Source organism: Thermus islandicus DSM 21543, from assembly GCF_000421625.1.
GTDB lineage: Bacteria > Deinococcota > Deinococci > Deinococcales > Thermaceae > Thermus > Thermus islandicus.
Genome location: NZ_ATXJ01000010.1, coordinates 1 through 12,016 on the forward strand (window position 1 = coordinate 1; position 12,016 = coordinate 12,016).

The 12,016-nt window shown below is 67.3% G+C and carries 11 protein-coding genes, 1 tRNA gene and 2 rRNA genes; 9 read left to right on the forward strand and 5 right to left on the reverse strand.

Annotation, left to right across the window (positions count from 1 at the left end):
- Nucleotides 1–114: 114 nt before the first annotated feature.
- From H531_RS0109095 to moaA, 4 genes are all read left to right on the forward strand, one after another.
- Nucleotides 115–2,994, forward strand: a 23S ribosomal RNA gene (locus H531_RS0109095).
- An 81-nt stretch (nt 2,995–3,075) separates the two neighbouring features.
- Nucleotides 3,076–3,192, forward strand: a 5S ribosomal RNA gene (gene rrf, locus H531_RS0109100).
- Nucleotides 3,193–3,202: 10 nt separating this feature from the next.
- Nucleotides 3,203–3,278, forward strand: a tRNA-Gly gene (locus tag H531_RS0109105).
- A gap of 95 nt (nt 3,279–3,373) precedes the next feature.
- The gene (gene moaA / locus H531_RS0109110; protein WP_022799044.1) at nt 3,374–4,351 is read left to right on the forward strand and encodes a GTP 3',8-cyclase MoaA; all 978 of its coding nucleotides are present in this window, start codon (nt 3,374–3,376) and stop codon (nt 4,349–4,351) included.
- Here moaA and H531_RS0109115 read toward each other — a convergent pair.
- Nucleotides 4,329–5,159, reverse strand: a complete 831-nt coding sequence (locus H531_RS0109115) for a DMT family transporter (protein ID WP_022799045.1) — start codon at nt 5,157–5,159, stop codon at nt 4,329–4,331. The genes moaA and H531_RS0109115 overlap by 23 nt on opposite strands.
- 17 nt (nt 5,160–5,176) lie before the next feature.
- Here H531_RS0109115 and H531_RS0109120 point away from each other — a divergent pair, with 17 nt between their 5' ends.
- From H531_RS0109120 to dusA, 5 genes are read left to right on the forward strand one after another with little or no spacing between them, the layout of a single operon-like run.
- Nucleotides 5,177–6,169 (forward strand): polyprenyl synthetase family protein, encoded by a 993-nt coding sequence (locus H531_RS0109120; protein ID WP_022799046.1) that lies wholly within the window; start codon nt 5,177–5,179, stop codon nt 6,167–6,169.
- A 7-nt stretch (nt 6,170–6,176) separates the two neighbouring features.
- Nucleotides 6,177–6,368 (forward strand): hypothetical protein, encoded by a 192-nt coding sequence (locus tag H531_RS0109125; RefSeq protein ID WP_022799047.1) that lies wholly within the window; start codon nt 6,177–6,179, stop codon nt 6,366–6,368.
- Nucleotides 6,356–6,949, forward strand: coding sequence for a hypothetical protein (locus tag H531_RS0109130; RefSeq protein ID WP_022799048.1), 594 nt, complete (start codon nt 6,356–6,358; stop codon nt 6,947–6,949). The genes H531_RS0109125 and H531_RS0109130 overlap by 13 nt, the downstream gene beginning before the upstream one ends.
- A gap of 9 nt (nt 6,950–6,958) precedes the next feature.
- On the forward strand, nt 6,959–7,972 hold the full coding sequence (gene ispH / locus H531_RS0109135) for a 4-hydroxy-3-methylbut-2-enyl diphosphate reductase (RefSeq protein ID WP_022799049.1): 1,014 nt from the start codon (nt 6,959–6,961) through the stop codon (nt 7,970–7,972).
- Nucleotides 7,965–8,993 carry a tRNA dihydrouridine(20/20a) synthase DusA gene (dusA, locus tag H531_RS0109140; protein WP_022799050.1) on the forward strand — a complete coding sequence of 343 codons (1,029 nt, stop codon included), beginning with the start codon at nt 7,965–7,967 and terminating at the stop codon, nt 8,991–8,993. The genes ispH and dusA overlap by 8 nt, the downstream gene beginning before the upstream one ends.
- On the opposite strand, the gene H531_RS12995 is transcribed toward dusA, so the two are convergent.
- The 4 genes from H531_RS12995 to H531_RS0109160 all read right to left on the reverse strand — a co-directional run bounded on the left by H531_RS12995 (nt 8,889) and on the right by H531_RS0109160 (nt 11,996).
- Complete coding sequence (locus tag H531_RS12995) at nt 8,889–9,479, reverse strand: tetratricopeptide repeat protein (RefSeq protein WP_022799051.1); 591 nt, start codon at nt 9,477–9,479, stop codon at nt 8,889–8,891. The two genes, dusA and H531_RS12995, sit on opposite strands and share 105 nt — an antisense overlap.
- Before the next feature lie 118 nt (nt 9,480–9,597).
- Nucleotides 9,598–10,911, reverse strand: coding sequence for a glycogen synthase (locus H531_RS0109150; protein ID WP_022799052.1), 1,314 nt, complete (start codon nt 10,909–10,911; stop codon nt 9,598–9,600).
- Nucleotides 10,912–10,949: 38 nt separating this feature from the next.
- Nucleotides 10,950–11,321, reverse strand: coding sequence for a gamma-glutamylcyclotransferase family protein (locus H531_RS0109155; protein WP_022799053.1), 372 nt, complete (start codon nt 11,319–11,321; stop codon nt 10,950–10,952).
- Nucleotides 11,322–11,996, reverse strand: a complete 675-nt coding sequence (locus H531_RS0109160; RefSeq protein ID WP_022799054.1) for a response regulator transcription factor — start codon at nt 11,994–11,996, stop codon at nt 11,322–11,324.
- Nucleotides 11,997–12,016: the final 20 nt, after the last annotated feature.

Sequence of the window (12,016 nt, forward strand, 5' to 3'; positions counted from 1 at the left end):
CTTGACACGTTTGTGTGGGTCTGGTAGATTTTTCTTTGCGCTGCCTGGTGGGCGGCGGGGGATCTTGAAAGCTGGGGTGGAGATGGAAGGCCACGTGGGACGTGGTCTTTTGAGGGTCAAGATGCTAAGGGCCCACGGTGGATGCCTAGGCACCCGAGCCGAGGAAGGACGTGGCTACCTGCGATAAGCCAGGGGGAGCCGGTAGCGGGCGTGGATCCCTGGATGTCCGAATGGGGGAACCCGGCCCGTGGGAACACGGGTCACCGCCCTTTGGGGCGGGGGGAACCTGGGGAACTGAAACATCTCAGTACCCAGAGGAGAGGAAAGAGACATCGACTCCCTGAGTAGCGGCGAGCGAAAGGGGACGAGCCCAAACCGCCTGGCTTGTCCGGGCGGGGTTGTGGGGCCCTCAAATGCCGAATCCCAAGCCTAGCCGAAGCTGTTGGGAAGCAGCGCCAGAGAGGGTGAAAGCCCCGTAGGCGAAAGGTGGAGGGATAGGCGAGGGTACCCGAGTACCCTGGGGTTCGTGGAGCCCTGGGGGAATCTGGGCGGACCACCGCCCAAGGCTAAGTACTCCGGGTGACCGATAGTGCACCAGTACCGTGAGGGAAAGGTGAAAAGAACCCCGGGAGGGGAGTGAAACAGAGCCTGAAACCGTGGGCTTACAAGCAGTCGCGGCCCCTTTGTGGGGTTGCGGCGTGCCTATTGAAGCATGAGCCGGCGACTCACGGTCGTGGGCGAGCTTAAGCCGTTTAGGCGGAGGCGTAGGGAAACCAAGTCCGAACAGGGCGTCTAGTCCGCGGCCGTGGACCCGAAACCGGGCGAGCTAGCCCTGGCCAGGGTGAAGCTGGGGTGAAACCCAGTGGAGGCCCGAACCGGTGGGGAATGCAAACCCCTCGGATGAGCTGGGGTTAGGAGTGAAAAGCTAACCGAGCCCGGAGATAGCTGGTTCTCCCCGAAATGACTTTAGGGTCAGCCTCAGGTGCTGACTGGGGCCTGTAGAGCACTGATAGGGCTAGGGGGCCCACCAGCCTACCAAACCCTGTCAAACTCCGAAGGGCCCCAGGTGGAGCCTGGGAGTGAGGGCGCGAGCGATAACGTCCGCGTCCGAGCGCGGGAACAACCGAGACCGCCAGCTAAGGCCCCCAAGTCTGGGCTAAGTGGGAAAGGATGTGGTGCCGCGAAGACAGCCAGGAGGTTGGCTTAGAAGCAGCCATCCTTTAAAGAGTGCGTAATAGCTCACTGGTCGAGTGGCGCTGCGCCGAAAATGATCGGGGCTCAAGCCCAGCGCCGAAGCTGCGGGTCTGGGGGGCAACCCCCAGGCGGTAGGGGAGCGTTCCCCATGCCGACGAAGGTCGTCCGCGAGGGCGGCTGGAGGCAAGGGAAGTGCGAATGCCGGCATGAGTAACGATAAACAGGGTGAGAATCCCTGTCGCCGTAAGCCCAAGGGTTCCTACGCCATGGTCGTCAGCGTAGGGTTAGGCGGGACCTAAGGTGAGGCCGAAAGGCGTAGCCGAAGGACAGCCGGTTAATATTCCGGCCCTTCCCGCAGGTGCGATGGGGGGACGCTCTAGGCTAGGGGGACCGGAGCCATGGACGTGCCCGGCCAGAAGCGCAGGGTGGGGGGTAGGCAAATCCGCCCCCCAAAAGCTCTGCGTGGTGGGGAAGCCCGTGAGGGTGACAACCCCCCGAAGCCAGGGAGCCGAGAAAAGCCTCTAAGCACAACCTGCGGGAACCCGTACCGCAAACCGACACAGGTGGGCGGGTGCAAGTGCACCAAGGCGCGCGGGAGAACCCTCGCCAAGGAACTCTGCAAGTTGGCCCCGTAACTTCGGGAGAAGGGGTGCTCCCCGCGAGGGGAGCCGCAGTGAACAGGCTCTGGCGACTGTTTACCAAAAACACAGCTCTCTGCGAACCCGTAAGGGGAGGTATAGGGAGCGACGCTTGCCCGGTGCCGGAAGGTCAAGGGGAGGGGTGCAAGCCCTGAACCGAAGCCCCGGTGAACGGCGGCCGTAACTATAACGGTCCTAAGGTAGCGAAATTCCTTGTCGGGTAAGTTCCGACCTGCACGAAAAGCGTAACGACCGGAGCGCTGTCTCGGCGAGGGACCCGGTGAAATTGAACTGGCCGTGAAGATGCGGCCTACCCGTGGCAGGACGAAAAGACCCCGTGGAGCTTTACTGCAGCCTGGTGTTGGCCTTTGGTCGCGCCTGCGTAGGATAGGTGGGAGCCTGTGAAGCCGCCCTTTCGGGGGCGGTGGAGGCGCCGGTGAAATACCACCCTGGCGCGGCTGGGGGCCTAACCCAAGGGATTGGGGACAGCGCTTGGCGGGCAGTTTGACTGGGGTGGTCGCCTCCTAAAGGGTAACGGAGGCGCCCAAAGGTCCCCTCAGGCGGGACGGAAATCCGCCGGAGAGCGCAAGGGTAGAAGGGGGCCTGACTGTGAGGCCTGCAAGCCGAGCAGGGGCGAAAGCCGGGCCTAGTGAACCGGTGGTCCCGTGTGGAAGGGCCATCGATCAACGGATAAAAGTTACCCCGGGGATAACAGGCTGATCTCCCCCGAGCGTCCACAGCGGCGGGGAGGTTTGGCACCTCGATGTCGGCTCGTCGCATCCTGGGGCTGAAGAAGGTCCCAAGGGTTGGGCTGTTCGCCCATTAAAGCGGCACGCGAGCTGGGTTCAGAACGTCGTGAGACAGTTCGGTCTCTATCCGCCACGGGCGCAGGAGGCTTGAGGGGAGCTCTTCCTAGTACGAGAGGACCGGAAGGGACGCACCTCTGGTTTCCCAGCTGTCCCTCCAGGGGCATACGCTGGGTAGCCATGTGCGGAAGGGATAACCGCTGAAAGCATCTAAGCGGGAAACCCGCCCCAAGATGAGGCCTCCCACGGTGTAAAGCCGGTAAGGACCCGGGAAGACGACCCGGTGGATGGGCCGGGGGTGTAAGCGCCGCGAGGCGTTGAGCCGACCGGTCCCAATCGTCCGAGGTCTTGACCCTCTCCGCACTGATCCCCACCCCAGCAGGATCCCCCGCCCCCCGAGGCGGTGCGGGACCTTTGAAAAGCAAAACACAAGAATCCCCCGTGCCCATAGCGGCGTGGACCCACCCGTTCCCATTCCGAACACGGAAGTGAAACGCGCCAGCGCCGATGGTACTGGGACCGCAGGGTCCTGGGAGAGTAGGTCGGTGCGGGGGATTTTCCCTTGCGGGAGTAGCTCAGTCGGTAGAGCACGACCTTGCCAAGGTCGGGGTCGCGGGTTCAAGTCCCGTCTCCCGCTCCAACTCAACCCCCCTCCCCAGGAGGGGGGTTAGGCTTTTGTAACCGCCGGGGTATCCTGAAGGGCGCTCTGAGGTATCCTGGCCTCCAGGGGGAGACATGCGCTTACTGGACACCCACGGGAGGGTGATCAAAGACGTCCGCATCTCGGTGACGCCCAGGTGCAACCTGCACTGCCTTTACTGCCATCCCCTGGGTTTCCAAATCCAGGAGCCCCCAGGCACCCTCACCGTGGAGGAGGTGGACCGCTTCCTCGAGGCGGCCGCCCTCCTGGGCCTTTCCGCAGTGCGCTTCACGGGCGGGGAGCCCCTGGTGCGCAAGGAGCTTCCCCAGATGATCGCCCAGGCCCGGGAGAAGGAAGGCATAGAGGATGTGGCCATCACCACCAACGGCCTCCTCTTCCCCAAACGGGCCAGGGAGCTTGTGGAGGCGGGCCTCACCCGGGTGAACCTCTCCCTGGACGCCCTTACCCCCGAGGTCTTCGCCCGCATCACCCGGGGGGGCAAGGTGGAGCGGGTCCTCGAGGCCATAGAGACCGCCCTGGAGCTCGGCCTCCACCCGGTGAAGCTCAACGCGGTGGTCATCCGGGGCATGAACGAGGAGGAGGTGGTGCCCCTGGCGGGCCTCTCCCTGGACCGCCCCCTCCACGTGCGCTTCATTGAGTACATGCACCTGGACAACTCCGACCCCGAGGCCTACCGCCGCCTTTTCGTCCCCGGGAAGGAAACCAGGGCCCGGATAGAGGGGGTCTACGGCCCCCTGGAGCCCGTGCCCCACGACCCCACCTCCCCGGCCCGGGTCTTCAAGGTCCCCGGGGCCCAGGGCACGGTGGGCTTCATCAACCCGGTCACCGAGCCCTTCTGTTCCCACTGCTCCCGCCTCCGCCTCACCTCGGACAAGAAGCTCAGGCCCTGCCTCCTCACAGACCTGGAGATGGACATCGCCTGGGCCTTCGCCGCCCCTGAGCCCGTGGAAGCCCTGGTGGATGCCATCCTCATCGCCACCCAGCGCAAGCCTGCCTTCGGCAACACCCTCCCCACCCTGCGCAAGCGCGTCATGCTGGGGATCGGCGGATAGCCTGGAAAGTGGCGAGGAGGACCAAGGCGGCCCCCAAAAGGCCCGAGGGGCCCAGGCGCTCCCCCAGCACCAGGAAGGCAAACAGGGTAGCCCAGACGGGCTCCAGGGTATAGAGGATGGCCGCCTGGGGCGCGGGCACGTGCCCCTGTCCCCAGGTCTGGAGCCAGGTGGTGAGGGCGGTGGCCGCCACCCCCAGGTAGAGGACCGCCCCCCAGGGCACCCCCTCCAGCCGCACCCCCTGGGCCAGGGCCCAAGGAAGGGCGAAAAGGGCCGTGCCCAGAACCTGAATGGCGGTGAGGGGGAGGGAGGGAACCGCCTTGGCGTGGACCTCGAGGCGCACGATGTAGAGGGCGTAGGTGAGGGCGGTGAGGAGGGTCCAAAGGTCCCCCGCGTTCAAGGGGGGCTGCCTGGGATCGTAGGAAAGGAAGGCCACCCCCAGGAGGGCGAGCAGGGCGGAAAGCCAAACCCCTCCCACCCACCTCCCCGCCAGGGAAAGGAGGAGAGGCACCAGCACCACGTTGAGGGCGGTGATAAAGGCGCTGCGGCTGGCGGAGGTGTGCTCAAGCCCCACCGCCTGGGTGGCGTAGCCCAGGAAAAGCCAAAAGGCCAGCTCCAGCCCCGGTCCCCAGGCCCCCGGGGGAAGGCGTAGGAGCAGGGGAAGGAAGAAGGCGCTCGCCACCAGAAAGCGCCAGAACACGAGGAGACCCGGGGGCACCTCCGCCACCGCTCCCTTCACCACCACGAAGGTGGTGCCCCAGATCAGGGTGAGGAGGTTTAGGGCAAGGAGGCCCAGGGCGTAGCCGCGCATGGCCTAAAGTGTATAGCATGGCGCCCGCACCGCAGGAAGTCCGTAAGGCCCTAAGCGAAAGGCTCCAGAACCGACTCCGCCACCCCGACCCCCTTTACCAGGAACTTCTGCAGGACTACCCCCGGCGCGGGGGGAAGATGCTCCGGGGGCTCCTCACCTACTACAGCGCCCTGGCCCACGGGGCCCGGGAGGAAGGGGCCCTGCTTGTGGCGGAGGGGCTGGAGCTTTTCCAGAACTGGGTCCTCATCCACGACGACATAGAGGACGGCTCCGAGGAACGCCGCGGGCGCCCTACCCTCCACCGCCTCCACCCCATGCCCCTGGCCCTGAACGCCGGGGACGCCCTGCACGCCGAGATGTGGGGGCTCCTCGCCGAAGGCCTCTCCCACGGGCTCTTCGGAGCCCAGGTCCTAGTGGAGTTCCACCAGGTGGTGCGGCGCACCGCCTACGGCCAGCACCTGGACCTCCTCTGGACCCTCGAGGGGAGGTTTGACCTGCGCGCGGAGGACTACTTCCGCATGGTGGCCCACAAGGCGGCCTACTACACCGCCGTGGCCCCCCTGCGCCTAGGGGCCCTCCTTTCGGGGGAGGACCCACCCCCTCTCTACGAGGAGGCGGGGCTCAAGCTCGGCATCGCCTTCCAGATCGTGGACGATGTCTTGAACCTCGAGGGAGGGGAGGCCTACGGCAAGGAGCGGGGGGGGGACCTCTACGAGGGGAAGCGGACCCTGATCCTCCTCCGCTTCCTGGAGGAGGCCTCCCCGGAGGAGAAGGCCCGGACCCTGGCCCTCCTCCGCCTCCCCCGGGAGGCCAAGCCCCACGGGGAGGTGGCCTGGCTTCTGGAAAGGCTCCTCGCCTCGAGGGCCCTGGCCTGGGCCAAAGGGGTGGCGGGAAGGCTCAAGGAGGAGGGGCTAAAAGACCTCCTCCCCGCCCTGGAGGCCCTCCCCAACCGGGAGGCCGCCGAGGTCCTCAAGGACCTCCTCGCCGCCTTGGTGGAGCGCCGGGCATAATGGGGCCATGCAGGGAGTCCGCTTCAAGGTGATCATCGGAAATGATCCGGATATATTCCAGGAAAGGCTCAACCGCTTCGTGGAGGGCTTGCCGGAAAACGTGGTCCTGGTGGAGGTGAAGTTCTCCGTGAGCGACGGGCCCTCTCCCCTCTTCGCCGCCCTCGTGCAGTACAAGGAAGTAGAGGCGTGGAAGGAGTAGAGGCCCTCCGCCTCTTCCTCGCCCTCAAGGGGGAGGCCGGGAGGGAGGAGGTGCGGGCGCACTTTCCCCGGCTCGTGCCCCTCCTCAAGGCCTTGGGGGAGGAGGTGGAGGCTTTAGGGGAGACCTTCCGACTTACCAGGCCCCTCCGCCTCTCCTGGTTCGGCCCCCTCCTCGCCGCCCACTACCCCTACCTCGGGGACCCCGAGCGCCTCCTGGCCCTGGAGAGGCTTGTGGAGGCCGCTTTCCGCTCCGCCGAGGCCGGGGAGGCCCCGGTGGAAGGGGAGGGCCTCCTTAGGGTGGCCCGCCTCTTCCAAGAGGGAAGCCTCGCCCTCCTTCGGGGGGCCCACCGGGAGGCCCTGCACCGCTTTGGGGAGGCCCTGGGCCTTCTGGAGGAGGAGGGTCTCCCCTTCCCCGCCGCCGCCCTCGCCCTCCTCGCCCAGGCCCAGGAGGGGTTCCGGCCTGGAGGAAAGGGGAAGGAGACCGCCAAGAAGGCCCTGGGGCGGGCCCAGACCCCCTTCGCCCGGGAGATGGCGGAAAGGATCCTCTCCCCGGCCACACCCCCGAGCCCCCCGGGCCCCTAGAATGGGGGCATGTCGGGGCTCAAGCGGGTCTACCTGGCCCGGCCCCGGGGCTTCTGCGCCGGGGTGGTCATGGCCATAGAGGCGGTGGAGCGCTGGGCGGAGGCCCTGAAGGAAGAGGGAGAGCTCGTGGTCTACCACGAGATCGTCCACAACCGGGTGGTGGTGGAGCGCCTCAAGGCCAAGGGGGTCCACTTCGTGGAGGACCTTTCCGAGGTGGAGCGCCTCCGCCGGGAAAGGCGGCTTGCGGACACCCTGGTCTTCTCGGCCCACGGCCACCCGCCCGCCGTCCGCAAAAAGGCGGCGGAGATGGGCCTTACGGTTCTGGACGCCACCTGCCCCCTGGTGACCAAGGTGCACACCGAGGCGAGGCGCTACGCCAAGGAGGGGTACTGGATCCTCCTCGTGGGGGACTCCGCCGACCACCAAGAGATCAAGGGCACCTACGGGGAGGCCCCGGAAAGGACCCTCCTGGTGGCGGTCCACACCCACGTGGGCAAGGACCCCCGCCTCGCCGATCCCCGCACCGTGGAGGTGCCGGACCCGGAGCGCGTGGTGGTCCTCACCCAGACCACCTTGAGCGTGGACGACACCCTGGCCACCATAGAGATTCTAAAAAAACGCTTCCCCAAGCTCGTAGTCCCCTCCCGGAAGGACCTCTGCTACGCCACCCAGAACCGCCAGGAGGCGGTGAAGCGCCTTGCCCCTAAGGTGGAGGCCTTTTTGGTCCTCACGAGCCCCCACTCCTCCAATGGGATGCGGCTCTTTGAGCTGGCCCAGAGCCTCACCGGGCGGGCCTACCGCCTCGAGGGGCCCGAGGAGCTCCGCCCGGAGTGGCTTTATGGGGTAGAGAGCGTGGGGGTGACCTCCGCCGCCAGCACCCCCGAGGACTTGGTGCAAGGCCTCTTGGAAAGGCTCAAGGCCCTAAGCCCGGGCCTTCAGGTGGTGGAGGAAGGGGAGTGGGAGGCCATCCAATTCCGGGAGCCCAGGCCCCTCTCCCCCGAGGAGGTCCTTAAGGGTGCCTGACTTTCGCCTGGCCGTAGCCCCCATGGTGGACCGCACGGACCGGCACTTCCGGTTCCTGGTGCGGCAGGTGAGCCTAAGGGTCAGGCTTTACACGGAGATGACCGTGGACCAGGCGGTCCTAAGGGGAAACCGGGAACGCCTCCTCGCCTTTCGCCCCGAGGAGCGCCCCCTCGCCCTCCAGCTTGCGGGCAAGGACCCCGAGACCCTGGCCCAGGCCGCCCAAGTCGCGGAGGCGTGGGGCTACGACGAGGTCAACCTGAACCTGGGCTGTCCCTCACAGAAGGCCCAGGAGGGCGGGTACGGGGCCTGTCTCCTCTTAGACCTCCCCCGGGTAAAGGAGATCCTCCGGGCCATGCAGGAGGCGGTGCGCGTCCCCGTGACGGTGAAGATGCGCCTGGGCCTCGAGGGGAAGGAGACCTACCCGGACCTGGCCCGCGCCGTGGAGGCCATGGCGGAGGCGGGGGTTTCGGTCTTTATCGTCCATGCGAGGAGCGCCCTCCTCGCCCTCTCCACGAGGGCGAACCGGGAGGTCCCTCCCCTCCGGCACGAATGGGTCCACCGGCTCAAAAGGGACTTCCCCCACCTCACCTTCGTCACCAACGGGGGGATACGGAGCCTGGAGGAGGCCCTCCTCCACCTCCGGCGGGTGGACGGGGTCATGATGGGCCGGGCGGTTTACGAAGACCCCTTCGTCCTGGAGGAGGCGGACCAGAGGGTCTATGGCCTTCCCCATCGGGCAAGCCGCCTGGAGGTGGCCCGGAGGATGCGGGCCTACCTGGAGGAAGAGCTTCTCCGGGGCACACCCCCCTGGGCGGTCCTAAGGCACATGCTCCACCTCTTCCGGGGAAGGCCCCGGGGAAGGCTTTGGCGCAGGCTCCTCTCGGAAGGCCGCACGCTTGGGGCCCTGGACCGGGCCTTAAGGCTTATGGAGGAGGAGGTAGGCCAGGAGGGCGAGGGCGAGAAGCCAGGCCCACGCGGGGAACCGGAGGCGGCGCTCGGGCTTACCCGTGAGGGGGTCTAGGGTAGGGGGCGGGGCCATCTTCAAGCGGGTCGCCCGCTTCATGTGGGCCACCATCCGGCTGAGGTCCCCCTTGCGCTTGTAGAGGGCGGCCAGGTTCTCGTGGAGGAGGGGGTCGTCGGGGAAGAGCTTCAGGGCCTTCTGGTAGAGGGCCAGGGCCGCCTCCACCTCTCCCCTCTCCAAGTGCAGGGTGCCCAGGTTGACGAGGGCCCGGTGGTGCAACGGGTCAAGCTCCAAAGCCTTTTGGAAGCGTTCCAGCGCCTCCTCCCACCTTCCCTCCCGCGCCGCCCTCACCCCTAGGACCACCTCCTTCTCGGCGGCGAAGAGGGGGTCGTCCAGGGCCTCGGGGTCCTCCTCCAGAAGGGAAAGGCTCCTGAGAAGCCGCTCCCTTTCCTCCCCGGGAAAGCCCTCCGCGTAGGTCCGCGCCCCTGCGTAGTCCTTGCGTCGGAGAAGGGCAAGGAAGCGTGCGAGGGCCTCGTCCGCCACCACCCCTCCATCTTAGCCCCCGCTCCGGCCAAAGCTAAGTGGCCGAACGTGGGTTTCGCAACATGGGATGGCCAAACTGGGGCTGTAAGGAGGCCCTTTTGGGGCTGCTGCGGTGGGGTACTTAGCCCAGGGCCTCCCGGTAGACCTCCAGGTAGGCCTTGGCCGGGCCCGCCCAGGAGAAGTCCTTTTCCATGCCCCTTAGGCCCATCTCCTCCGCCCCCAGGCGGAAGAGGCGGAGCACGCCGTAGAGGAGGCCCTCCGGGTGGTAGGTCTGGAAGAGAACCCCGGTCCTACCGTCCTCTATGGTGTCCTTGAGCCCTCCCACGGCCCGGGCCACAGGGGCCGTGCCGTAGCGCTGGGCGAGCATCTGCACCAGGCCGCAGGGCTCAAAGCGGCTCGGCACCAGGATGGCCTCCGCCCCCGCATAGGCCAGGCGGGCCATGGGCTCGTGGTAGGCCTCGAGGAAGCGCACCCTGCCGGAATGCCCTTCCTCCGCCGCCCTCAGGGCCCGGGCCAGCCCCTCCTCCCCCACCCCTTGGACGTAGAGGCTGAAGCCCAGCTCCAAAAGGCTGGGAAGGGCCTTGAGGAGGAGGTCCAGGCCCTTCTGGGGGTCCAGGCGGCCCACGTAGGCGAGGACAGGGGGCCTTAGCCCCGTCCCCTCCCGGAAGGCCTCCTTGGCCCGGGCCTTGCCTGAGGGGTCCTCCCGGCTGTAGGGGGCTGGGAGGTGGGGGTCCTTGGCCGGGTCGTACACCTCCGTGTCCAGGCCGTTCAGGATGCCCTTAAGCTTTCCGGCGTGCTGGCGCAGGACCCCATCCAGGCCCATACCGAACTCCGGGGTCTTGATCTCCTCCGCGTAGGTGGGGCTCACCGTGGTGACCCGGCGGGCGAAGACGATCCCCCCCTTCATCAGGTTCACCCGCCCGTAGAACTCCAGGGCCTCTGGGTGGAAAAGCGTCCAGGGCAAACCCGTCCAGGGAAAGAAGAGGCCGGGGTCCAAAAGCCCCTGGTGGGCCAGGTTGTGGATGGTGTAGACGGTGGGAGCGTAGAGGGCGAGGAGGGCCGCGGTCCAGTCGTGGGCGTGGACCAGGTCGTAGCCCCGGGCCACCCGGCTTGCCGCCAGGGCAAAGCGCAGGTAGCGCTCGGCATCGTCGGGGTAGCCGTAGACCCGCTCCCGCCCAAAGCCTTCCACCTCGAGGAGGAAAAAGCGCACCCCCCCTTCCTCCCGCTCCCCCAGAAAGGCCCTTTCCTCGCGCCCGGCAAAGGGGAAGGCCACCTCCCCCACCCGCCTGGCCTCTAGCCCCCCGTGCCAGGGAAGGAGCACCTCGGCCTCCACCCCTAGCCGCCTCAGGGCCCTGGGCAGGGCGCCCACCACGTCGGCGAGCCCCCCCACCTTCACCAAGGGGTAGGCCTCGGGGGCCACGTGGAGCACGCGCATGGGCTCAGGTTATACCACCCCATGGGGCCCAAAGGGGATTACCCCTCCCAAACCCCTTCGGGAAGGGGCCGGGCCCCCTCCAGCTCCGCGAGGTAGAGGTAGGTCCAGGCGGAAAGCCGCCCCTCGGGGGTCTCCACCCAAACCCTCACCCTCCGGTACTCCACCCCCTCCTCCTCCAGGGCGTCCAACAGGGGAAGGGCCTGGGGACTTAGGAAAAGCACCTCCCCGTAGACCCGCCCCTCTCCCGGCACCATGGCCGGGTAGGCGTAGGGCCGGCGCTCCCCGGCCCCAAGGTGGTAGAGGCGAAAGCCCGCCACGCTCCCCGGGAGAACCCGGTGCAGGTAAGGAACCACCAGGGGGTGGTTCCTCTGGCCCCGCTTGAGGGTGCCGTAAACGAAGACCCGTTCCACCTACTCTCCCAGGAAGCGGTAACCCAGGCCCACCACCGTCTCAATGAAGCGGGGGGCGTCGGGGTCGTCCTTGAGCTTCTTCCGGAGGAGGCGGACATAGGCGTCCACCACCCGCTCGCTCCCAGTAAACTCCGGGCCCCAGACCCTGTCCAGAAGCTCCTCCCGGGTGTAGACCCGCCCCGGGGCCTGGGCCAGGGTGAAGAGCAGCCGCATCTCCGTGGGGGAAAGCCTCAGGGGCTCGCCCTCCAGGAAGGCCTTCTGGGCCTCGAGGTCCAGCTCTAAGGGCCCGAAGCGCCGCCTCCCCTCCTTCCCCGCCCGCCTTAGAAGCGCCCGGATGCGGGCGAGGAGCTCTCTAAGGGAAAAGGGCTTGCCCAGGTAGTCGTCCGCCCCCTCCAGAAGCCCCTCCACCCGGCTGTCCTCGTCCGACCGGCCCGTGAGGAGGAGGGCGGGGAGGAGGGGGTCAAGGGCGCGGAGTTCCCGCAACACCTCCAGGCCCTCGAGGTCGGGCAGGCCCCGGTCCAGGACCACCAGGTCAGGCCTCGAGCCCTCCCAGAACCGCCGCAAGGCCTCCTGGCCCGAGCGCGCCCAGAGGACCTCCAGCCCCTCCTTTTCCAAAAAGCGCCTCACCAACTCCCCCACCTGGAAATCGTCCTCTACCAAGAGAATGCGCGCCATACTTTTTCCGAATACCCCCT

Bases quoted from the DNA above. Each gene is read 5' to 3' on its own strand.
- H531_RS0109115 (WP_022799045.1), bottom strand. From the start codon at position 5,159: ATGCGCGGCTACGCCCTGGGCCTCCTTGCCCTAAACCTCCTCACCCTG.
- ispH (WP_022799049.1), top strand. From the start codon at position 6,959: ATGTCGGGGCTCAAGCGGGTCTACCTGGCCCGGCCCCGGGGCTTCTGC.
- H531_RS0109125 (WP_022799047.1), top strand. From the start codon at position 6,177: ATGCAGGGAGTCCGCTTCAAGGTGATCATCGGAAATGATCCGGATATA.
- moaA (WP_022799044.1), top strand. From the start codon at position 3,374: ATGCGCTTACTGGACACCCACGGGAGGGTGATCAAAGACGTCCGCATC.
- H531_RS0109120 (WP_022799046.1), top strand. From the start codon at position 5,177: ATGGCGCCCGCACCGCAGGAAGTCCGTAAGGCCCTAAGCGAAAGGCTC.
- H531_RS0109150 (WP_022799052.1), bottom strand. From the start codon at position 10,911: ATGCGCGTGCTCCACGTGGCCCCCGAGGCCTACCCCTTGGTGAAGGTG.
- H531_RS0109160 (WP_022799054.1), bottom strand. From the start codon at position 11,996: ATGGCGCGCATTCTCTTGGTAGAGGACGATTTCCAGGTGGGGGAGTTG.